The organism is Devosia sp. LC5, assembly GCF_000735585.1.
In the GTDB taxonomy this organism is placed as follows: Bacteria; Pseudomonadota; Alphaproteobacteria; order Rhizobiales; family Devosiaceae; genus Devosia.
The window spans coordinates 49,316-72,254 of the sequence record NZ_JNNO01000023.1 but is presented as its reverse complement, the minus strand read 5'-3'; the positions used below and the strand labels follow the sequence as shown (position 1 = coordinate 72,254).

15 protein-coding genes are annotated in these 22,939 nt (G+C 62.4%); 4 read left to right on the top strand and 11 right to left on the bottom strand.

Features of this window, described 5'->3' with window-relative positions; all coding sequences use genetic code 11:
* Positions 1–633 precede the first annotated feature (633 nt).
* The 7 genes from FF80_RS12475 to FF80_RS12445 form a co-directional block, all read right to left on the bottom strand.
* Positions 634–1,593, bottom strand: a complete 960-nt coding sequence (locus FF80_RS12475; protein ID WP_052153489.1) for a hypothetical protein — start codon at positions 1,591–1,593, stop codon at positions 634–636.
* A gap of 139 nt (positions 1,594–1,732) precedes the next feature.
* Positions 1,733–7,123 carry an FtsK/SpoIIIE domain-containing protein gene (locus FF80_RS12470; protein WP_035100863.1) on the bottom strand — a complete coding sequence of 1,797 codons (5,391 nt, stop codon included), beginning with the start codon at positions 7,121–7,123 and terminating at the stop codon, positions 1,733–1,735.
* The gene (locus FF80_RS21920) at positions 7,120–8,769 is read right to left on the bottom strand and encodes a hypothetical protein (protein ID WP_035100860.1); all 1,650 of its coding nucleotides are present in this window, start codon (positions 8,767–8,769) and stop codon (positions 7,120–7,122) included. The genes FF80_RS12470 and FF80_RS21920 overlap by 4 nt, the downstream gene beginning before the upstream one ends.
* On the bottom strand, positions 8,769–10,562 hold the full coding sequence (locus tag FF80_RS12460; protein WP_035100858.1) for a hypothetical protein: 1,794 nt from the start codon (positions 10,560–10,562) through the stop codon (positions 8,769–8,771). Before FF80_RS12460 ends, FF80_RS21920 begins: the two co-directional genes overlap by 1 nt.
* An 87-nt stretch (positions 10,563–10,649) precedes the next feature.
* Complete coding sequence (locus FF80_RS12455; protein ID WP_035100856.1) at positions 10,650–11,480, bottom strand: phosphoadenosine phosphosulfate reductase family protein; 831 nt, start codon at positions 11,478–11,480, stop codon at positions 10,650–10,652.
* Positions 11,480–14,824 (bottom strand): ATP-binding protein, encoded by a 3,345-nt coding sequence (locus FF80_RS12450; RefSeq protein WP_035100854.1) that lies wholly within the window; start codon positions 14,822–14,824, stop codon positions 11,480–11,482. Before FF80_RS12450 ends, FF80_RS12455 begins: the two co-directional genes overlap by 1 nt.
* Positions 14,821–15,792: a DUF4007 family protein gene (locus FF80_RS12445; protein ID WP_035100850.1), complete on the bottom strand. Its 972-nt coding sequence runs from the start codon at positions 15,790–15,792 to the stop codon at positions 14,821–14,823. The genes FF80_RS12450 and FF80_RS12445 overlap by 4 nt, the downstream gene beginning before the upstream one ends.
* A 96-nt stretch (positions 15,793–15,888) precedes the next feature.
* Here FF80_RS12445 and FF80_RS12440 point away from each other — a divergent pair, with 96 nt between their 5' ends.
* Positions 15,889–17,022: a cysteine desulfurase family protein gene (locus tag FF80_RS12440; RefSeq protein ID WP_200877199.1), complete on the top strand. Its 1,134-nt coding sequence runs from the start codon at positions 15,889–15,891 to the stop codon at positions 17,020–17,022.
* A gap of 193 nt (positions 17,023–17,215) precedes the next feature.
* Here the strand turns inward: FF80_RS12440 and FF80_RS12435 are convergent, their stop codons facing one another.
* The 3 genes from FF80_RS12435 to FF80_RS12425 are packed head-to-tail and all read right to left on the bottom strand — an operon-like array spanning position 17,216 to position 19,754.
* Positions 17,216–18,388: an acetyl-CoA C-acetyltransferase gene (locus FF80_RS12435; RefSeq protein ID WP_035100844.1), complete on the bottom strand. Its 1,173-nt coding sequence runs from the start codon at positions 18,386–18,388 to the stop codon at positions 17,216–17,218.
* The gene (locus FF80_RS12430; RefSeq protein WP_035100841.1) at positions 18,385–19,041 is read right to left on the bottom strand and encodes a 3-oxoacid CoA-transferase subunit B; all 657 of its coding nucleotides are present in this window, start codon (positions 19,039–19,041) and stop codon (positions 18,385–18,387) included. Before FF80_RS12430 ends, FF80_RS12435 begins: the two co-directional genes overlap by 4 nt.
* Positions 19,041–19,754, bottom strand: a complete 714-nt coding sequence (locus FF80_RS12425; protein ID WP_035100838.1) for a CoA transferase subunit A — start codon at positions 19,752–19,754, stop codon at positions 19,041–19,043. The genes FF80_RS12430 and FF80_RS12425 overlap by 1 nt, the downstream gene beginning before the upstream one ends.
* Positions 19,755–19,835: 81 nt before the next feature.
* On the opposite strand from FF80_RS12425, the gene FF80_RS12420 reads away from it, so the two are divergent.
* On the top strand, positions 19,836–20,390 hold the full coding sequence (locus FF80_RS12420) for a LuxR C-terminal-related transcriptional regulator (protein WP_035100834.1): 555 nt from the start codon (positions 19,836–19,838) through the stop codon (positions 20,388–20,390).
* A 3-nt stretch (positions 20,391–20,393) separates the two neighbouring features.
* On the opposite strand, the gene FF80_RS12415 is transcribed toward FF80_RS12420, so the two are convergent.
* Positions 20,394–21,068, bottom strand: a complete 675-nt coding sequence (locus tag FF80_RS12415) for a GntR family transcriptional regulator (RefSeq protein WP_160172833.1) — start codon at positions 21,066–21,068, stop codon at positions 20,394–20,396.
* 119 nt (positions 21,069–21,187) lie between these two features.
* Here FF80_RS12415 and FF80_RS12410 point away from each other — a divergent pair, with 119 nt between their 5' ends.
* Together FF80_RS12410 and FF80_RS12405 are read left to right on the top strand one after the other, a co-directional pair.
* Positions 21,188–22,552, top strand: coding sequence for an acyclic terpene utilization AtuA family protein (locus FF80_RS12410; protein ID WP_035100832.1), 1,365 nt, complete (start codon positions 21,188–21,190; stop codon positions 22,550–22,552).
* Entirely contained in the window at positions 22,549–22,929 is a 381-nt protein-coding gene (locus tag FF80_RS12405; protein WP_052153486.1) for a hypothetical protein, read from the top strand. The genes FF80_RS12410 and FF80_RS12405 overlap by 4 nt, the downstream gene beginning before the upstream one ends.
* The last annotated feature ends 10 nt before the right edge of the window (positions 22,930–22,939 follow it).

Here is a 22,939-nt window from a genome sequence, read left to right as displayed (position 1 = left end):
AATCAAACTTTATCCATTTTGGATAGAGTTCTTCAATCATGGTTAATTGGCGTTGGGTCGGTCAATCCTTGACCAGAATCGTTCCACGAGTGACTATCGATCATCATGATCACCGGCGCCCAGTGCAGGGCAGGGCGAGCGTTTCTGAACTGGAGTCAGGACGCTTTGGCCGAGAAAGCTGACGTCGCTCGACATACCGTCCGGCTGTTTGAGGCCGGCGGCAAAACTTATTCGGGCACGATCGAACGGATCGAGGAGGCTCTCTCCTCAGGGGGCGTAGAGTTCTTGGTAACTGACCGAGGGGTGGGAGTCCTACTGCTCGAAACCTGAGGTCCTCTCGACGGCAGGTAACCGCCGATACTCGCGGCCTGATGCCGGAAACCACAGCGTCTTCACTGCCTGCCTCACCTTATACATGGCCAGGCATCGACCCTTGGTGAGGACCGCGTAGGCCCTCAAAGTGAAGCCAGCACCGGCAACAGATAATAAGACGATCACCGCCATGACGATCCTATGCCAGAGAATTCGGCCGTCGAGGGCGTCGAAATTCTTGGTGAAGAGCCCCTTGATCTCGCCAAATTCGGCATCGAGTCGCGCCCGCTGCGGGTTGCAGGGGGTAGGGGCCGAGGTCTGTCATTCCGGCTGCCCTGCTGCGCCGGTTGGGCAAATGAACTCCTGCACCTCCCGGCCGATAAGCACGACCTGGCCGACATCGTCAGGGATGGTCGGGAAGATATTCATCAACGGCTCGTCTGGGTCGTGCACGAACTTGGGCAGGAACGAACCCAAGTCGCAGGTGGCTTCCCGATGGCGGGCATTTGCCTCGAAATCTCCGCTTCGCAGGGCCTCGGAGGCGAGGCGGTCCAGACGGTGGTGCTCGGCGACGTCTGCTTGCGTCAGGGCCGCCGGCGGCACGTGCAGCGGTATCCTGTGCGCGACCGGATTGCGACGCGTCTTGAAATCGGTTTCCCAGGTCTCGAACGACGCCACTTGATCCGCTATGGCTGCCAAACCCGGGTCGGAGCGAAACGTCCTTGAGAACAATCCAATCCCCATCGGCTTTGCATTTCGCGTCTCGGTGCTGCCGAATTGGTGCACCAATGTCCAGGCGTAGTTGTCGAGCAGGCCGTGCAAGTCGATGTACAACGCGTTGAGGCTTCTGCCGACCAGCGTGCTCTGCTCCAGGGAAAGCGGACGCTCCCGTCGCGGGCTCACCACCGATCCGAAGTCGGCCCATGCGGCAGCGATCATCCGCCACCGGCGCATGACGCCATATCGGAGCAATTTTTCGGCTTCCGGCTGCAGCGTCGGCATCGAGAGCAACAATAGCGCGTCCGCCGTCAGCTCGTTGACGGCATTGGTCACACCGAAAACGTGCATTTCTTGTGCCTCTGTCTCGAAAAACCTGTTGTTGGTTTCGTTGCCTTCGATGACGAACGGTGCCGCGAACTGGCTGTAATGGACGGCGTAATCCACTTCGCCGGCGCCGAATTTATTGAATCTCACGGAAATCTCCCAGCGCTGGGAAGGAAGAGCATTGTCGGACACGGCCATAAAGATGATCTCTGTGTCGCGGCAGCGATTGATGGCCATATGAAAGTCTGACGATGCCTTACCGCCAACTCTTGATCTTGCCATCGGCACTGACAGGACGGATGGATCAGGATCGACGCAAACCGTCAGGTGCTTCATGTGCATGCTTGATGCTGATCACCTGTTCGCTGTTTTCCGCCTAGGGCCTCAACAAGATCGCATTGGCGTAGCGCTGTAACTCCTCCGTGGAAGCGAACGGCACCTGCGCCACGAAGTATTCCTCGCCTGCTGGCTTGTCTCCGCCTAGGCGCGCCGCCAGGTGACCCTTCCCGAGGAGACGCTCGGCGCCTTTGACCCCCAATGCCAGCACCGACCCGGCCTCGCCGGCCACTTTGAGCACCAGGCGATTGTTGAGGTTGTCGCGGATGCCCGGCGGTATGGCTTCCTGGGCTGCGCGCTGGGTGATCATAATGACATGGATGCCGCATGCCCGCGCCTTCGCGGCCAGCCGAGTGACCTTCTGCTGGATGACCTTGCGATACTCGTCCGAGCTCGCCATCCAGTCGGCCATCTCGTCATGGATGACGAAGATGTATGGCAGCTGCTCGGCTTTCGGCACCAGGCGGTTGTACTCAGAGATCTTGGGGACCCGCTTCTCCTTGATGAGCTCGTACCGCCTGTCCATCTCAATGACCACGGACTCGAGGACCATTTTGGCCTCTTCCTGATCGGTAATGATGTCCCGGGCCATATGGGGCGCGTCTTCGATCCATGGGAAGTCGACACCCATTTTGGGGTCGATCAGATAGATCTTGAGATTGTCGGGTGAATTGAGTGCGATCATCTGCAGCAGCAGGCTCTGCATCAGAACGCCCTTGCCCGACCCGGTCTCGCCGGCAATCAGGGTGTGCGGGCCATGCTCGCTGTTGCGACCATAATTGCCGCGCAGGTTCAGCCACAACGGCTCACCGGTATCCTCGCGCAGCCCGAGCAGGAAATTGGAGATGCTGTCCGGCGCGCTATCGGGCCATTTCGTTTCCAGCCAGACGCGCGCCAAGTCAACGACACGACGGTCCTGGGCGGCGACGAACAAGGAAATCTTGCCGAGGCCGGCGCGGATGTCGGTGACGTCCATACCGAACGTCGTGCGCAACTCCGTCAGCTTGCCGTTCAGCTTGGGCACCGTCAGGGTTGAATGCCCGACGAAGTTCACGAGCACGCCGTTCGGCGTCGAAATCGTCCGCGGCTCGGCCAGTTGTGCGACCATGTTGAATTCGGTCAGTGCAGCTTGAAGATTGCGCGCGGTGTCGGCCGCGAAGCGCTCCTCGGCTTCCATGACCTCACCGGCCCCCTTGCTCTCGGCCACCTCACGCAAGACAGTCTCGAGCCCGGAAGGCAGGCCTGGATTGTGCGAGAAGATACCCGGGGCCGGCGGTGCGGGTGCAGGTTCCGAAACCGGTCCGCCGGCGATGATGGAAAGGGCGTCGGCCACGGAACCAAGCAACGCCGTTTCAACCGACGGGGCATCAGCGTGGGGCGGGGTGCCCGTATTCGTCTGCAGATCGACAGCGGTGTCGACGCCCTCGACCTCAATGCGATCCGGCAGGAACGCGGCTTCCTTCACGTGAGGCCGCGGCAGATCCAGGGGCGCGGTACCCGTCGGGTCCGCCAGCGCCTGCAGCAGTGTCGACAACGACCGCTGACGGACGGTGTACTGCCACACGGCGTCGTTCTTTTCGGCCGCGATGACCGAAAGCGAAGCCGACGAGACATCGTCATGGACGACCACGACCGAGCGACCCTCGGCCTCGTATTCAACGTCACCGTCCGCAACGGCCTGGCGAAACTCTTCGAGCTCCCGGTTGTCCTTGAAGAACTGGATGTAATCGGGCCGCAGGGACATCAGATACAGCAGCTGCCGGCCCCAGGCCCGCTTTGCCATCAGATCGGCCTGGGTCACGAAATGGGTCTCGATCGTGCCCAAGGTGGAGACGACCTGTTCGCGGCTCGATTTGGCTTCGATGAGTTCGGACGCGCCGCTCACGCATTTCGCCTCGACCACTGTCATCGAGATGACGAACTTCTCTCCCTCTCTGCGGATCGTCAGCGCCAGAGTATCGGCGAGCTTGCCCTTGTGGTTGAAGAAGGCCCGATTGTCGTCGAGCGAAAACCAGATCGGCTTCTTGCCCAAGACCGACTTCTCGCGATCAACGATCGCGGTGGCGGCGGCCAGGCCGACGATTTCGCGCGCAGCGGATCGGGAGCGGGCCGACGACAAGATCTTCTGACCGCACACCTCGACCACCTTGTTGACCACCAGTTGCGCAAGCGCGACGGCGTTCGATCCCAGATAGCTGTCCTGCATCGTCGAGAAGTCGTCCTGCAGGTGGCGCAGCAGGTTTTGGCTTGGCTCCCGGGACGACACCAAAACGCGCATGTCGATGTCGGGCAACTGGATGTCGCGGATCACCTTGATGCCGTTGGCCGCCAACATTTGCCTGCTGGACATCGTGTCGACACTGACGACCCACTCTCCCAGCTCGTGAGCCTTCCGGATCGTGGTACTGACGTCCTGGTCCGTCCAGTTGACGCGCTGGAGCGGCACCGCCCGTCGTGCCGGAGGCAGGACTCTGGCCTCTTCGGCAGCGACGTAGCAGAGGTCAGTGAACTGGGCGACAGCTCGCGGCGGCCGTGAGGCCGTCATGAAGATTTCGATGGCGTTGGTAGCGATGTTGCCGGCCGTATCGGAGTCCGTGCGCCGGCGCGGCAGCGACGCGTTGCGGAAGTCGACATCGGTCGCGAGATCTTCGGAGACCCCGTCGACGAACTCCCAGGCCATGCGCGCATGCTTGTAGAAGGCGTCATGCAGGAAGACGACGTCGATATTGGACCGACGACCCGGGTTTACGTTGTCGCCGCGACCGACACCGACCCGCAGTCGGGATAGGAAACCCTCGGTTACCTCGTCGAGGTTTTCGCCGCTCAGACGGGCGTTCTGTTTGATGTAGACCTCACGCAAGCGCGCGGAGCTGTCGTGGGTGATGAGCAGGCTGGCCCGCAGGTGGCCCTTCTTGCTCATGCGCTTCTCGAGTTCCTTGGCCACCAACCCGGCAAGGCTGACGGCATCGGCGTTGTAGAGGGCCGCCGAGAAGTTGCCTTCCTCGTGGGGATTGAGCTCAATGAACTTGTCCGATGCCAGCATGAATTCGCGGCATGCGATGTCGGCGGTAGCTTCGAGTTTCTGCTCACCGGACACGCGAGAGTCGACAGGCACGGCGAGGCTGTAGCCGGCGCAGTCCTGGACCGTGCCGTACGGCTTGAGATCGAACGAGACGATCTTGGGGAAGAACCATTCGGCAAAAATCGACCGCTGCACGTCGGTTGCGCGCTCGAGACCGTCGACCGACGTCGTTTCGGAGCCGATCGCCAGGGTAATGAATTCGGCCAGGTCCAGCGCCTTGGCCTTCCGCTCCAGCAGACGCAAGGGGTGCCAGGCCGGGATGATCACCGCCTGCTCGTTCGAGGCGGGAAGCAGGCCGAATTCGACGATAGGCCGCAGCAGCGTCTCTCGCACCGTCGTCCGGCTGCCCAGGTGTTCACGCGCAATGCGACACATCTCGCCAAAGGCGTTGGCCTGATCCTCGATCAGATTTCCAGAATAGACGGACCCGGGGTCGTTGGCGATGGCCGTCACGGCTGCACCGAATGCGGCGCCAAAGGCCCTGACTGCAAAGGCAATCGCATCGCGAGATTCCGGCTCGATCGTGCGGCTCGCCACCGCCTGGTCAAGACTGGCGGGGATCGTGGCGAAGAAATCCTTCTCGAAGGCATGATCGGCCGGATTGGCGGTGGAACCGGCTTCGCCGCCCGAGATGTCGACGAAGCTGGCGGTATCGCTCAGAGATGCCGGAATACCCCCAACAGCGGCACCTTGCTTCAATTCGAAGGTGTGACCGACGACGCGCACCGCACCTTCGTTGGCCGCCCTACCAAATGCCTCGATGTCTTCAGGCCAGGCGAGAGCGATGCTCGATACGCCGGGATGCCAGAACAGGCGCACCTGCGCCTTGGCCGGCTCTCCGCCGATCTTCAGGCTCAGCTCGAACTCGATCTGGTTGGCGCCGGCCGACTGTGTGCGGGCCTCCCCCTTGGCAGTAAGCCACTTGCCGAAGTCGAACCTGACATGCGGCGCCAGGACTTCCTCGACAAGACGACCCTCGAGACGAAGCAGCTTGACCAGGCGCGGGTTGAGGTCGGCCCAGGCCGACGTCTTCTCGCCGTTTTTCACTTTGACGGTGATCTCGGCGTCCGAAGCGATGACGTCATCTTCGGCGTTCTTGATCAACAGGGACCTCACGCCTTTGACGATCAGCGAGAGAAGATCGGTTTCCTTCACCTCGTCGGTAAACAGATGCCGGCGCCAGCTCTCATAGAGCTTCTTGTCTTTTACCGTCCGGATCTGATCCTGCCAGGTGTCGAAAAATTCCTGATCCTGCTCGGAGGTGTTGGCACCGGCTTCCAGCTTTTCCAGATATTCCTTGGTCGCGGGTTCTTCGAGGCGTTTTGGGTATTCGTTCTCGATGAACTGCCGCGTGCGCTGAACCAATGACGGGGTCTGCTTGCGGGCTTTGAAGGCAAATACGCTCTTGCCGAAATCGTCCCATTCCACGACTTCGCAGAATCGCTTTTGGCTCGGTCGCCACTCACCGTGCCGCAAATGCTTGCGATCGGCGATCAGGTCGCGGATCGCTTCGGCCATGTCGTGTTCGGCAGCCTTGAACGCTACAGTCGGGGCGTCGAGATATTGCAGGATCGGCTCGACGGCCATGCGCGTGGATTTGGCGTCCAGCAGATACGGGATGTCGGAAAGCTCGCGATAGGCGTTCCGGAACATCGACTTGAAATCGACAACGAGTTTGGCGCGTGGCTGTCCCTTGGAGGGTACGGCCTCGAAACTGGCCATGGGCAGCTTGAGCGCAGGTGCGGATTTGCGCAGGCGATTGTCGAGCGGCTCCTCCTTGAGCGCCATAAAACTGCGGACGAACTCGGCATATTGATCGAGGTCCCGAGTGATATCGGCGTCATCAAGGCCCTCCAGCATGGCCGAGATCCAGGTGCGGTGCTCGTCGCCCTTGATCGCGTCACCGGCGCCATCGAGAATTGCCTCGAGCCAAAGTTCCGACTTGTCCTGCACGGAGCGGCGGTCGACACGGGTGACGTTGCTGAGGCTGGCGCCGACGGTGTCGCGCTGGGCATCAGGGACTGCGAACAGCACCACATCGGCCTCGGCGGAATTGCGGTATGACACGCCCGGTCGATCCGTAAGGAAGCGGGCGTCGAGCGTGCGGGCAAGCACAGGGTCGACTTCGCGGGCGATCGCCAGGACGACGGTTTTACCTTCGATGGTCGGGTAGTGCTTCGCAACGGCCGCCAGGTGCTCGGGCTTGAGGCCCGCAAGCAGCATCAGGGTGCGACCGGCTTTACGGTCGACTTCCTGTCGGACCATGCCCCAGATTACCCGGCCGATGAGATCGGCACGTTCGCCTGCATTACGGTCGGCTGGCACGGGATTGGCGGTGATCGCATTCATGCTGGGTTCTCGTCGAGGCAGTAGACGTTGGAGACGAAGGCACAATCGTCGGACAACCGCTTGACGTAGCCGAGGCCCGTCAGACGCTTTTCGAATTCCCGCAGGTTTTCCTCGAAGGCCGAAACGTCGCATGGCGGCTCGGAGAAGGCCTGGCGCTGCTCGGTCGGCCCGATGACGATGCCGTACCGGCGGTATAGCCGATCAAGGAAGTCGCCGACGGTGATGGGCCCGCGAACGACGGACAGGACCAACGCCTCCAGGAATTCGTCGGATGCCGAAAACCACGTGCCGGCGCTGCGACGGGCGACGATGAAGCCACCGTGCCGGCCGAGCGGGCTCATCATGGAGGAAATGTTGTTGCGGTCTCGCCGCTTTGCCGCGGAGATGAAGCTGTCGAGCCAGGCATCGGGCGACCTGCCGGCTTCGGACTGGACTACCTTGTCGGCCCAACGCTTGGCCTCGAACGTCTTGACGATGGCTTCTACGGCCATCTGCGAGCCGATACCGGGGTCGGCATGGGCCTTGGCCGAATGCCAGGCCTGCACGCCCTCAATCCTGTCGCGGATGAAAGTCTCGACGGCGTCGTCGATCACCTGCCTGTGTCGGTTGAGATAGTTCTTCGAGACGTCCCGCAGGTTGGCGTTGCGGCCGCCGGTCATGTCGAGCGGAATGGGGTCGACGGCATTGCCGCTGACCTCGCGCGCCCGGTCGGCGAAGTAGCAAACCAGGTTCAGTGCCGTCATCCGGAACAGGGGTTCGAACTTCTGCGGCGGCGGCAGGCTGCGCAAGGCGAGGATCGCCGTCCAATCTTCCGCCAGCCTGTCGTAGGCGGGGTGGTTATCGAGCGGCAGATAACCGATCTGGCCGCCGGTCGTGCGATCCGCCGTGTCCGGCACCAATCGGGATGCCAGTCGCTCGGCCGGGTCCGACGCGCTCAGGAAGCAGCGCGAGACCTCGGCCGCCACTTCGCCGGCAAGGCTCGAGCGGTTGAGCATCAGGTAGATCATTTCTCCGCCGCGGCCGAAAAAGGAGCGGTCGGCGACGAACTTGAGATCGACGTCGTTGAGGATGAGGTTGGGCCCGCGCGGTGCCAGGAACTTGGACGTGTAGCGACGGTTGTTCAGAACGTCGAGCTCGAGACCCTTGATGATGCGGACGGCCTGGCGGACGTCCTCGAACTTGTCGTCGAACCGATTCTTGAGATAGGCGAAATTGACGCCGCCCAGGCGGACCTCGTTGGCGAAGCCGCGATTGAGCGCCTCGATCCATTTGTCGAAACGGTCCTGAGGCGCGATGCGCTCGTTCTTGGCGATCAGCTCCAGGGAGTTGTCCTTGAAGATGATGTAGCGCAGCGCCACGGACCGGACGATCGGGATCACCACCGACTCGTGGTCCTGCGGGGTGGGGCCGGATTGATTGAAGATACGGGTCTCCGCATAGGACCGCCCGTCATCCCCGATCTGCAGGACCCGGCAGATCGAGAGAACTTCGAGGACGAGCATGTAGGGCAGCTGCTCTTCCACATAGCGGTGGCCGAAGATCTGCTCCTGCACCCACATCAGAGTCTCGGCGCCGCGCCCGTCTTCACCGAGATGGGACTTGAGCTCGCGTGCACTCGCTGCCGGCATTTCGATCGCATCCAGCATCAGATATCGTCCTCCAAGGCGCCGATGGAGCGCTCGGCCAGGTTCTCGCCTTCCGTGTCAACTGCCTTGAAGTCGGAGCCGTTCTTGCCGTCGCGATCGAGGATGCGCCCGACGCATCGGATCTGGAAGTTGCGCACGTCCTGGAAGCACTGGTTCGAAAAACTCATGGGCAGGGCACCATCGCTGACGCGCATGAGATATTCGAAAAGGGTCGGGGTGAGCGGCAGCGCCGCCAGCACGCCGACCGGAGGATAGGCAGCCAACAGCTGGAGCATGGGCGGCCGCCCGGGTTTGGCAGGTGGCGCCAGATGAAGGCTATAGGGCTGACCCTTCCAGCCGATCGGTCCGGTCACCAGGATCGGGATGTCGGCACCCTTGTAGACGCCCGACGGTTGGGTCAGCCAAAGGCGGTCGCTGGTTTCCGTCAGCGAACCGGTCAAAGCCCGGTTGAGACCCTTAACCAGGCGCGACCGGGTCTTGCGGAACTTCTCGGCGTCCCGCTTGTCCTCGGGTACGAGGATGTTGAGGTAATGATCGCCGTAGCTGTGCACCGACAATTGCCAGGGGCTCTGCTCACGCGCGTCTCCCGCCGCTTCCGGCCATTCGAAGAACAGGCGACGGCGCTGGGCGGTCAGGATCTTGCGCAGATCCCCGATATGCTCGGCGGGGTTCTCGAGGTAGCTGGCCCGCTTTCCCGCATAGCTGGGGCTGCCGTATTGCGTGTGGTCGACGCCGTTGAACTGGGCATCCATCAACACGTCGTCGAAATAATTGTTGGTCTCGAACCCAATCGCGAAATCGTTCAACGCGGAAAATGCCGTGTTCTGGGCGCGGCGGAAGGGCGGGTGGTTCTCGCCGAAAACGTTGCTGTAGGGGTTGGTGTAACCGTAATCGCCCTCGTCGGCGCGCTGTGCCGACCGGGCACAGTTGAGAAGCGGGGTGGCGTAGACGTTCTTGGCGTCCCCGAGCAGGGCGTTGACCACGAGGATGATGATCTGCCGGATCGAAAGGTGCCGCTCGTCGGCCGCCGAGATCTCGACCAGGGCACGCAGACGCGAACGCATCGACGCGTCGCCCTCCCGCAGGAGTATGCGGCGATTGATCTGGATCGGGCAGCGACCTGCATCGCCCGAAGCGCAGCCGGCGTCGCAGTCGTTCCAGCGCGGATGATTGCAGATCTGGTCGATGATGGCGTCGATGGTCGAAGCGTGGGACGTCCGCGACATGTTGAAGAGGCGAAACGAATATTCGGGAGGAGGGATTTCGTGGTCGTCCCGAAGCAACTCGCGGAAGCAGGTCAGGACTGCAGCACCTACCGCACTGCCGCCGAGATGATCCTCCCACGACCTCAACAGATGGCCGTCATTGACGCAGAGGACGAACAGTTCCTGCGGATCGGCAGCGGTGAACGAGGCGATCATGCGCGGTATCAGCGTGGCCTTTTCGGATGCGCCGACCTCGCTCAGGTCCTTGACGAAGACAACCTTTCGTCCGGTAGAGGGGTCAGTGAACGGCGTGACTTCCTGCAGACCATCGGCTCCGCCGCCCATGAGCTCGAGCACTTTCCTGGCCGTGTAGGTCTTGCCGTCGCCGGCGGTCCCGGTCAGCACAACCGATCGACCGGGACCGCCGCGCAGCAGATCCACGATCTCGACGGACCTCGTTTCGGGAATGGAGATAGGTTCTACACCCGCCTTGGCGGCGGCGCCGACGACGAATTCGTCGTACATGTTGTTGCCGTCCGAGGTCGGCCCATAGGCCGCCAGGAATTCGACCAGCGCGTTATTGTTCATTGCCCCTCCAGACACGCGATTACCCAATCACGGCAGTGCTTTGCCTCAATAGACACGCTCGCCAGTCCGGCGTCGAGCCTTCAATCGTTACTTATGGCAAGTCAAACACATCTTGGATTGACCGTACAAATCGTCGATGTCCAACGGCTCGCCGTCCGGGCGCAGCGGATTGGGCTGCATCTTGGCGCGGGCGCGTTCGAGGCGTACCGCATGGTCTTTCCGGATCTGCGCAACGCGTTCAGGCATTGCCAACTGATCCAGGGACTCTCCCTGGCTCCAAGTGAACGGGGAGCCGTGCTCGACCGCGGACTTCTCGTACGACTTGGCTTCTTCGAACGCTTCAGGGTGCCGCTCCATGAGGCGCACCCATTCGATTTTCTGCTGGAAGAAGCAAAAGGTGCAGCCGCTGCGCGAGCGCCACTCGTAATAGGACGGCAGGCCCAGGCCCGAAGCGTCAAGCAGCTCGATGACACCGGCCTTGTCGACACCGTCTTCCCGGAACGGCAGCCGGACCTTCAGGTTTGCGGATTTCGAGCTGTAGCCCTCGCGGTAATCCTCGTCTGAGCGGATGGCCACATAGGAGGTCACCTCGTCACCTTCCTTGAGCATGGGCTTCACCCAGTTCTCGAAAGGCCGGAGCTTGAGCATGCGCGTACACCAGCGAGTCTGCGCGGAAGGGAGAAACGAGTTGTACTGCATCAACCAGAAATCAAAGTCGCGATCCGGGTTGAGCCGAAGGATCGGCTTTCCCAGGACACCCTCGAGCCGGCCAAGATACTCGTAGACCTCGGGGAGCTCCTTGCCGGTGTCGGTGAAGAAGTATTCGACCTCGATCTCGGGGTGGTGGTGCCGCATGTAGACGGCCAAAGCGGCGCTGTCGCGGCCGCCCGACAATCCCAGAACATGGCGATGGGCCATCAGACGGCCGCCTTTCTTTTGTCTTCGTCGTTTTGTGCGGTGAGAATACTCGCCCCGTACCGGGCAATGGCAGCAAGCACGTGTTTGCGGTCGGCGCCCGAGAATTGCGTGCCGAGTTTTGCCACGAGGTCGTCCACGAGCGGCCGATCCGCCTCGCTGACGTCGAACTCGCCGAAAATCGGCTCCGGCCGGCCGCCGACACTCACGACGAACGCAATGGCTTCGCGCTTGTCCTTGCGGCCCTTGACGTGAGCGAAGGCTTCGGCCCGGTTGAACTTCTGGGCCAGCGTGGCCAAACCCATCGCAGCCCGGTCGATATCGGCATCCGACCAGTCCCGCATCGGCCGATTGGCGGCCAGGCTCGCAAGACCCTCGATATCTTCGTCGCTGCCCTTGAAGGTGGCAACACGCCCGACGAAGGCCTCGAGCTGGAAGTCGCCGGCTAGGTCGCGGATGTTCTCGGCCCGGGCTCGCAGGTCGGCAATGGCCTTGGGCGAAGCATTAGGCACCTGCAGCTCGGCGAGCAGCTCCGATCGCATGCGGTGGAGCATGCCGGGATGGGCCGCGACCAGCTCTTCGAGACCCTCGCGGACGTTGGAGATCACGGCATCATGCCCGGCGGTGCCGGCCGAGAAGAGCCCAGGAAGATCGTTGAAGATGAGCTTGTTTGGGTCCGACGCCTTCTTGAAGACGCCTCGGACCGCAGTGGCGTTCGAAGAGAGACGCTGGGTGCGCTGGGTCCATGACGACAGGCGCGAATAGATGGCGACGAGGCCGCGGCCGACGTCGATGGGTTCGAGATCGGCAAGCGAATTCTGCCGGTCGAGATCGCGCACGACGTCGGCGAGGCCGGACAACAGCTCCCTGGCATCCTCGTTGAGATCCATCCAGCGGACCTGCAGGAGGGACGCATCCTTGACCAAGTAGTCGATATCGATATCGCGCAATGCGGGCTGGAAAATGCTGTCGCGATAGAAGGCCAGCGAGGTCCGCATCGTCATCATGAAGGCGATGACGAGCACCGGCATGACACCCCGCTTCAGCCCGAACGGCTTTCTGCCCCAGAGCTCATAGATCTCGGCCAGCGACACCGACCGATCGGCATGTTTGCGCAGGTGCTTCTCGGCAGCCGACCATAGCGGGCCGAGGCGTGCCGGGTCCTTACCCTCGCGCGGATCGAAGAAAGCGTATTCTTCGCCTGATTGCCCGTGCAGCCCGGTCTTGGCCAGCAAGGACATGTAGAGCCCGCCCTCGGCCGGGAAACCGTCGATGCCCAGCCGGTCGCGGTGACCCTCGGTCACCATGGCCTTGAGCAGGGTGTTTTGACCTGCCACGGCATTGCTCGACGGCTTGATGCGGTTGAGCAGCTCGCTATGGAGCACGGGGGAATAGAGGAACCGCCGATCGGCATACTCGGACGCCATCTGGCTGACGTGGCGCAGTGCCTTGCTCTCGGACGGTCCCTTGCCGTGGTACCACGTGACCACGCCGAACGCCCGGGCGACTTCGGCTTCGAACATGCCTTGGGCGCCGGCCAGACGCGCGGTGACCTCACGCCGTGCAACGGGATCGCCCTGCAGATCGGGATGGGCCATCACGCGGCCCAATGCCTGAACTTCGCGGGCCAGGTTGAGGATGTATTCGGTGTTGGAGGCGATACCGAAAACAGTGTCCCAATCAGACTGCTTCGGAGCGATTTCTTTCAGTGTCCGGTCAAGTTCCGGCATCGTCTCGCCGCCGTCGGGAACCACCAGCACAAATTGGCCGATCGTACCCTCGGCCGGCTGGTAGGTCTGCAGGTGCTTCTCCACGGCGCCGGAAAGCACGATGTCCATGTCGAACCAGCGCAGCGCTCCGGTGCGGTGGTAATGGCGCTTGCACAGGACGGGCTGGAGACCGGAGAGCGAGCGGACCAGTGCCATGTCGATCTCGGGACGATCGGCCACTTCGGCGTCGATGGCCGCTTCGATGTCGAAATCGCTGCCGGCATAGACGGCATAGGAACCCACGAACTTCTTGAAAACGATCAGCGACCATTTCGCCAGGGCCGAAAGCCCGCTCTTGACCTCATCGTCCGACCTGTCGGGGAAGCAGGACAATATGACATCGTCCGACGCCACGAGGCCCGACCGGTCCTTGAACAGATCGATGACGGCAACTGTCTTGAGCAGGCGCAGGTGCATGTCGTCGCCGCCCATGGCGCCGCAGCGGTCTATGGCTTCCGCAGCGACGGCCCATCGGTGACCGTCCGGCGAAGACAGTATGGCGGGCTCGAGGTTGAACCTGAGATATTCCCATAACCGGTCGGGCATGAAGGTGCCTGACTCGGTCTGCCGCAGGAAGTCCCGGAAGCCGTGCGGTTCGGCCGAATTGAGAAACCCGAAAATGCTGCGCTGGTTCTGGCCGAAACGGCGCCGCGAAATCGGGCCGAGAAGCGCGGCGGTGGCCGGATGCAAGGGCCAGCAGCACGCCAACAGGGTGGCCAGGCCATCGGATGCGTCGATGCGCCCCGAAGACATGGAGCGCGCCACCGCATGTGCCGCAGGCAGGTGGGCGTCGCCCTCGGGGTCGCCCTTGATGGCCTGAGAGAGGATGGTGATCTGCTCTTCGCTGCCGACGTTGACCGGCAGGTCGATGAAGCGCCCGTGGATCTTGGTCCATTCGTCGCGCAGGTCGCGGGAGAGCTTAGCGGCATACTCGTCGAAGGCCTGGTGCAGGATACCGACGAATACGAGCCGGCCGCCGCTGCGCGACGCCAGCTCGGCGACCTGCTGCACGAGGTAGACGTCGCCATGTCCCCGCGCGGCGGCTTCGAGCATCTTGCCCATTTCGTCGACGAAAACGAGCAGCCCACCGTGCTTGTCGGACTTTTCGGCCGCAGCGGAAGTCAGCGCGTCGAGCACAGCCGTTTCGGTCCAGCCGTCCGGCGCCGTCGCCAGTCCGGCCTTTTCGATCGCCTCACCGAATATCGAAACAGGATTGTCCTTGCGGCCGACGATGCCGAGGATGCGCCAACCCTTCTTCATGGGCGGCATTTTCGACCAGATCTCGGTCGCGAAATCGCGGCCGATGATCCCGGCGGCCTCGTCGCGCAACGCGGTGTTGCCGTTCATCAGGGCGCTCAACGCAATGACGAGGCTCGATTTGCCGGACCCGTACGGGCCCGTCCAAGTAAAGGCGGCCTGTCCGGTATCGGACACGTGCTCGGCCATCGAACGCAGGATACTCACCGAGGACGGCGGACAGACAAAGCCGCGCAGGGCCTCGGGATTGCCGAGGTCGGTGTCGATGCGGACGGCGCGTTGGAAACGCGGCTCGATGGCGACGCGGTCGATCAGGGTCATGATGCGAGCCTTATGCCATCGGCATAATCGCGGGCCACGTATTCCAGAGCTCGGGTATCGTCGATGTCGCGCCGGCGCAGCACCTGCTTCAGGCCCGCAGTCTCGGACCACATCAGGGCGCCGTCGGTGAAGCTCTCGAGATCCGCAAGGCGATCGGCGAGATCGGTTTCATCGAGCAGGAATACGCGGCCGGGTGATCCCGGCTCATAAGCAATCGCTTCAAAGGATAGCGAATTCTTCCGGGACGCACTCCCACCCGCAAACCGCTCCCAAAAATCGAGAAGCGCATAAAGAAATACGCCGGGTCCAAGGCTCGGTTTGGCGCCGCGCACCATCCGGAAACCGTCCTTGCGGCCGACGGCGCGGATCAGTCCGAGTTCAACGAGAGGGGATTCTAGCTCGTCTTCGTGCACCGCGCCGCCGGCGGCCACCCGCGAGGCATAGCTGCGGATGAAACAGTCGACGTCGCGCTTTACCGTCGGGTCCGAGATGCGCTGCCACTTGCGGTCCTTGGCGAGACTGGTAAGGCCCAAATAGATGTTCTCCCTGTAGAAATCAGTCACCGGCAGGTAGCCGAACACCCAAAACCAAGTTGTCCTGTTGGGCCGACCACAAAGACGCCAATGAGCGAGCCAAGAGGTCGCGGCGACCTCCATGTAGGGATCCAACCCGCGTTTGCCGAATATCAACTCGCCAAGCGCCGTAACCTCGATTACCCCATCGCCATTTGCTGGCGTAATCATCCCAACCGATTCGGACCAATACCGAATGGCGGCGACCATGTTCTTGCCGACGCCAAAGTTTCCAATGGCCTCATCTGCAAGAAATAATGAACGATTTGAAACGAATGGATCGCTGGAACTAACTGCGTCTACTGCCTTTTTCAGCCAGCCATACTTAAGCGGGAAGGTTTCATGACCCGAAAATTGCGGACGGTAGTCCTGTTCGAATAGGGGGCCACGAACCATTTAGCTGCCTCAGGATAACGTCTGTAGTGACACTAAATTGCCAACCCGCTAGGGTCAACGCTCATCTGGATGCTTCGTCCAGGTCGGGAGGTGAGTTTGGCTGGCATATACCTCGATCATCAGGCGTCCACGCCAATGCATGGGATCGTCTTGGAAGCGATGCTCGAAGCGGGCTATGGCAATGCTAGCTCAATTGAACACTCGTTCGGATGGGCGGCGGCGGCGAAAGTAGAGCGAGCACGCCAACAAGTCGCCGCGATGATCGGATCTGATCCAGATGAAATCTTCTTCACGTCCGGCGCAACTGAAGCCAATAACCTTGCTATATTAGGGATGCGGAAGGAGCGGAAACGAGGGAAAGACCGCGTCCTGAGGAGCGCAATCGAGCACAAGAGCGTTCTTGCGGCCTGCGAGGCTCTTTCGGAGTATGGATTTTCCGTTGACGAGGTTGCGGTGGACAGGGAAGGCAAAGTTTCGCCCGACGCGATTGCGTCAATGGTGACAGCTCAGACTGCGCTGATATCCATCGGCATTGTGAACAACGAAATCGGCATTATCCAAGACATCGTTTCCATCGCCTCAAAACGCAGTAATGTCTTCTTGCACTGCGATGCTGCTCAAGCTCCTTACGCTACCGATCTTTCAGGTGTAGCGACCATATGCGACATGCTCAGCCTGTCGGCACACAAAATGGGGGGGCCAATGGGTGTTGGCGCACTTTATATATCTCGAGAGCTACAGCCGCTGATAACGCCTATTTTGTTTGGTGGTGGCCAGCAGCAGGGCATCAGGCCAGGAACTTTGCCGTTATCATTGTGTGTTGGCATGGGTGCCGCCTGCGAGATCGTGGCGTCAAGTGGGATGGAAGAGCGTGCCAGGGTCGCCGAAATCCGTGATCAGTTCCTCGTTTACCTTCGACAAGGTGGGCTCGACTTCGAGTTAAACGGGACCAAGGATCACAAGCTTCGGCACCCTGGAAACGCTAATATCAACATAAAGGGGGCAGACGCGGAGCAACTTCTAGCGATGCTTCAGCCAGAAGTTGCAGCATCAACAGGGTCTGCCTGCACCTCGGGCAGTCTGGAACCTTCTCACGTTCTCACTGCCATCGGCCTGAGCATGGAAGAGGCGGCCTCCTCGATCCGATTCAGCGTAGGACGGACCACCACAGAGAGCGATATTCTGAATGCGGCGAAAGCCATCGTGAGTGCAGCCGCACGTCTGGCCTAACCGTCGCCGACTGCGTGGCCGAGGACCGCTATGCGACGACGGGGGGTATGAGCATCTAGGAAGACGTTACGGACAAGAAAGCACATCTTCGATGACTGCCGGTTTGGGGCCGATAGCCGACTGGCGGCTTTTTGTTGTGTCTCTGCGATACCCGACATATGAAACGTGTGGCAGGAGTTTGCGCCCCGCTGCACTATCGTTCCACGCACATGGCCACGCCCATGCCGCCGCCGATGCAGAGCGTGGCAAGACCTCTGCTGAGATTGTTGCGTGCCAGCTCGTGCAACAGGGTGGCGAGAATGCGCGCGCCGGACGCCCCGATGGGATGGCCGATGGCGATGGCGCCGCCATTGACGTTGACGATGTCGGGGTTCCAGCCCATGCCGGCATTGACCGCGCAGGCCTGTGCGGCGAAGGCTTCATTGGCCTCGACGCGATCGAGATCGGCAATGGTCCAGCCCGCCCTGGCGAGCGCCTTCTGCGAGGCGGGAATGGGGCCCGTGCCCATGATCGAGGGATCGACACCCGCCGTGGCCCAGCCGGCAATGCGGGCCAAGGGGGTGAGGCCGCGCCGCGCCGCCTCGTCGGCCCGCATCAGCACCAAAGCCGCCGCACCATCATTGAGACCCGAGGCATTGCCGGCGGTCACGGAGCCCTCCTTGTCGAAGGCAGGACGCAGCTTGCCCAGCGCCTCGGCGCTGGTATCGGGGCGGAGGTGATCGTCGGCGTCGACGACTGTCGTACCCTTGCGGGTTTCGATGCTCACCGGCGCGATCTCCGCCTTGAAGTGTCCGGCGGCCTGGGCGGCGGCAGCTTTCTTCTGGCTTTCGAGCGCAAACTCGTCCTGCTGCTCGCGCGAAATGCCGAACTGGCGCGCGACGTTCTCGGCGGTGATGCCCATATGGTAGCCGCCAAAGGCGTCCAGCAATCCGTCTGTCACCATTGTATCGACAAGGCTCACCGGCCCCATCTTGGTGCCCGCCCGCAAATGCTGGCAATGGGGGGAGAGGGACATGGATTCCTGCCCGCCTGCCACCACGATATCGGCGTCACCGCACAGGATCTGCTGCATGCCCATGGCCACAGCCCTCAGCCCCGAGCCGCAGACCTGGTTGATGCCGAGAGCGGTGGCAGATTTGGGTATGCCGGCCCTGACGGCCGCCTGTCGGGCCGGGTTCTGGCCGGCGCCGGCCGTCAGCACCTGTCCGAGGATGACTTCGTTGACATCGTGCGGCGAGACGCCGGCCCGTTGCAAAGCTGCGGTGATGGCTATGGCGCCCAGGTCATGGGCTGGAACACTGCTCAGAGGCCCAAGAAAACTGCCGACCGGCGTGCGGGCGGCACCGACAATGACGCCGCCGCTCATGCCGCCTTCTCCGCGAGCGAGACCGAAAAGCGCGCCTCGGTCTTGGCGGTGATCTCATCGACGCTGACGCCATCGGCCAGTTCGATCAGCCGCATATCAGTCTCGCCGCGGCGGGCAATGGAAAAGACGCCGAGATCAGTGATGACGAGGTCCGCCACGCGCCGACCGGTGAGGGGCAGGGTGCACTCTTTGAGGAGCTTGGCCTGCCCCTTGGCCTCGTGCTCCATGACCACCACGACGCGCTTGACGCCCGCGACGAGATCCATTGCGCCGCCCATGCCCTTGACCATCTTGCCCGGGATCATCCAGTTGGCCAGATCGCCGCTCTCGGAAACCTGCATGGCCCCGAGAATGGAGAGGTCGATGTGACCACCCCGGATCATCCCGAAACTGTCGGCGCTGGAAAAGAAGCTGGTTTCGGGCAGCGCGGTGATGGTCTGCTTGCCGGCATTGATGAGGTCGGCATCCTCCTCGCCCGCAAAGGGAAAGGGGCCCATGCCCAGCATCCCGTTCTCGCTCTGCAGCCGCACATCCATGCCCTTGGGGATGAAGTTGGCGACGAGCGTCGGGATGCCGATGCCCAGATTGACGTAGAAGCCGTCTTCGAGTTCACGCGCGGCGCGGGCCGCCATCTGGTCACGGGTCCACGCCATTATGCCACCTCCTCGTCGCGCTGGCGCACGGTGCGCTGCTCGATATGTTTTGTCAGGTTGGGTACATGCACCAGGCGGTCGACGAAAATGCCCGGCGTGTGGATATGGTCGGGGTCGAAGCTGCCGGTCTCGACCAGCTCTTCCACCTCGGCAATGGTCACCTTGCCGGCGGTCGCCATCATCGGATTGAAGTTCCGCGCCGTCATCCGGTAGACGAGATTGCCTTCGGCATCGCCCTTCCAGGCATGGACGATCGAGACGTCCGCGACGAGCCCGGTTTCCATGACATAGTCATCCTCGCTGAAGCGGCGCAATTCCTTGCCCTCGGCAACCAGCGTGCCCACGCCTGTCTTGGTGAAAAAGGCCGGGATACCTGCGCCCCCGGCGCGGATGCGTTCGGCGAGGGTCCCCTGCGGGTTGAACTCGAGCTCGAGCTCGCCCGACAGGTACTGTTCGGCGAAGAGCTTGTTCTCACCCACATAGGACGAGATCATCTTCCTGATCTGCCGGGTCGCCAGTAGGCGTCCAAGGCCGATGCCATCGACCCCGGCATTGTTGGAAATGACGGTCAGCCCCCTGGCGCCCGAGGCTTCAATGCCTTCGATCAGGGCTTCGGGGATGCCGCAGAGGCCGAAGCCTCCGGACATGATGGTCATGCCGTCGGCCAGCACACCGGCCAACGCTTCGGCAACGCTTGAACGAACCTTGCGCATCCGCGCTCCTCCTCCCATTCGGGGTCGTTGAGCGAACGCTAGGGCTTGTCGGGCGTCGGGAGTTAGTCGTATTTCTACCACATGACTACAGCGCTTCACTTCGCCCTCGCCGACATACCGGTGCCGATGGTCTATGCGACCCATCGCATTATCCGCGACTGCAATACCGAGTTTACGGACCTGTTCGGCTATCGGCGGGAGGAACTGGTCGAGGCCAGCTTTTCGCGGCTCTATCCTGCCATTGCCGACTTCGTGCGCACCGGGGAAATGTGGCGTCACCATCTGCCCGGCGGCGCTGTCTACTACGACGAGCGCATCATGGCCGCCGCCGACGGCAGGCGATTCTGGTGCCGGGTCAATGGGCGGTCGCAGGATGCCGGCGACCCTTTCGCCGCAGCGCTCTATTGCTTCGAGCCGATGAGCCGGCCGGTGAGTGAAACGACGCTCAAGCTCACGGGGCGACAGCGGCAGATCCTGACCCTGGTGGCGCAGGGCAAGACCAATGCCGCCATTGCCCAGGAAGTGGGGCTTTCGCACCGGACTGTCGAAGCGCATCGGCTTCGTCTGGCGCGGTCTGTTGGGGTCAGCAATTCAGCCGAACTGGTCGCCTGGTTCCTCTCCCAACCCGCCGGCTAGAAGCTAAAGGGCACCCTGAATATAGGTGGCCTTGAGGTAAAATTCCTTTGGTCCCTGGATATGCAGGCGGATGATCTCCGCGAGCTCGCCGGGGGCGCCGCGCGCGATGGAATCGATCATGTCAAAGTGCTGGCCAATAGCGATTTCACGCAGTTCCTCGCTCGGAAAGGCGCGGGTGCGGATGGGATGGGTGGCGAAGGTATAGTGCAGAATGGCGTCGGCTAGCTGCTGGTTGCCCGCCGCCCGGTACAGGACTTCGTGAAAATCGTTGTTGAGGGAAAAGACTTCGGCATAGCGCTGGCTGCGCGAGGCTTCGCGGTGGCGCGTAGCGATGTCGGTGAGCTGCGCCACCAGCTCTGGTCCGGCAGGACGATCGAAATGGGTGGCGGCGCGGGTCTCCAGGCATTCACGGATCTCGTAGAGTTCTTCCACCTCGGTAATGGAATAGTCGCGCACCTGCACGCCCTTGTTGGGCTGCCGTACAACTAGGCCTACACGCTCGAGTTCGTCAAAGGCGCGCCGGACGGCATGACGGGTTGCACCAGTCCGCTCGATGATTTCGTCCTCCACCAGCCGCTCACGCGGTCGGAGTTGCCCTGCAATGATCTGCCGCTGCAAGTCGCGGTATACTCCGTCCCAGCTTTTGGCCTGTTCCGACAGCGATTTGGCAACCCGCATGCGGTCCTCGAATCCACGCTTTCCACCCGCCCAAACTAGCCAATTTTCCATAGCCATACAATCATTGTTGACATTATCGATAATCATACCGATGATAATGGCGATCAGGGAGGATCCTCGTGTATCGTATTGGCAGTGGCGCTGGCTTTTCGGGTGACCGTATCGACGCCCCGCAATCGGTAGTGGCTGCAATCGCAGCTGCTGGCGAGGGTGGCGCGGTGATCTTCGAGACCTTGGGCGAGCGCACCCTGGCGCTGGGCCAGATTGCCAAGCGCGACGATCCCCGGCGCGGCTTCGAGCCTCTCCTCACCGACATTCTCGAACCGATCCTGGCGCAGTGCATCTCGGCCGGCATCGTCATCGTGGGCAATTTCGGCCAGGCCAATCCGCCGGCCGCGGCCCGCGCCATTGCGGCGCTGGCCGAACGGCTGGGTCTGGGCACGCTGCGCATCGCCATCGTCACCGGCGACGATCTCGTGGGCAAGGTGGACCTGCGCCAGACAGAGCGCTGGGACGGCGATGGACGCCTGCCCGACCTCGATGGCGACGTCATCGCCGTCAATGCCTATCTGGGCGCCCGGGCGATCGCCGACGCAGTCAAGGCCGGCGCCCAGGTTGTGGTCACCGGCCGCGTGGCCGATCCGGCTCTGGCCCTGGGACCGCTCGTGGCCCATTTCAACTGGTCCTGGAACGATCTGGATCGCATCGCGGCGGGGACGCTGGTCGGGCACCTGCTCGAATGCGGCGCCCAGGTATCGGGTGGTTTCTTTGCCGATCCCGGCTTCAAGGATGTTCCGGGCACCGCCGATATCGGCTTCCCCATCGCCGAGGTCGAGGCCGATGGCAGCTTCGTCATCACCAAGGCGGAAGGCACAGGCGGGCTTGTCGACCTGCGCACGGTCAAGGAACAGCTGCTCTATGAAATCCACGACCCTGCGGCCTATCTCACGCCGGATGTGACCCTGGACATAACAGGTGTCGCGCTCGACCAGGTCGGGCCGGATAGGGTCCGGGTCACCGGCGCGCGCGGGCACGAGGCGCCCCGCCAGCTCAAGGCCACCGTCAGCTTCTACGGGGACTGGCTGGGCGAGGCCGAAATTTCCTATGCCGGTCCCAACGCCCTGGCCCGGGCGCGGCTGGCCATCACCACCATCAGCGAACGCGTCCGCCGGCGCGACCTGCCCGTCCGCCATCGCGCCGACATCATCGGCTGCGTCAGCGCCTTCGACAGCGACCACGGCGATCTGCTGGACGATTTCGGCGACACCGCCGACGGCGACTATCGCGTCCGCTTCGCCTTCGGCGGCAAGTCGCAACGCGAGGTGGAAAGGGCCGTGCAGGAGGTCAATGCCCTCTATTGCTGCGGCCCGGCCGGCGGCGGCGGCGTGCGCCAAAGCGTGCGGCCCCGCGTGCGGACGCTCTCGCACATGGTGCCCCGCGACCTCGTGGACATGGGCTTCCACTTCGCCGGAGGCGAGCCATGACCGCCCCCCTGCGCACGGTCACCCTGCACCAGATCGCCCATGGCCGCTCCGGCGACAAGGGCAACCGCCTCAACGTCAATGTCATCGCCTATGAGCCGCGCCACTGGCCGTTGCTTCTGGCCGAAGTCACCGCCGAGCGCGTCGCGGCGCTCTTTGCCCATCGCGGCGTCACCCGGGTCACCCGCTACGAACTGCCCCTTCTCGCCGCGCTCAATTTCGTCATCGAGGACGCCCTCGAGGGCGGCGTCAATTCCAGCCTTGGCGTGGACACCCACGGCAAGTGTCTGAGCTATCTGGTGCTGGGAATGGAGATCCCGGTGCCGATCGAACCGGGCGAGGCGCTCCAGGCGGCGTCCGTTCTGCAAACCGCCCGCTAGGGCAAAGGGA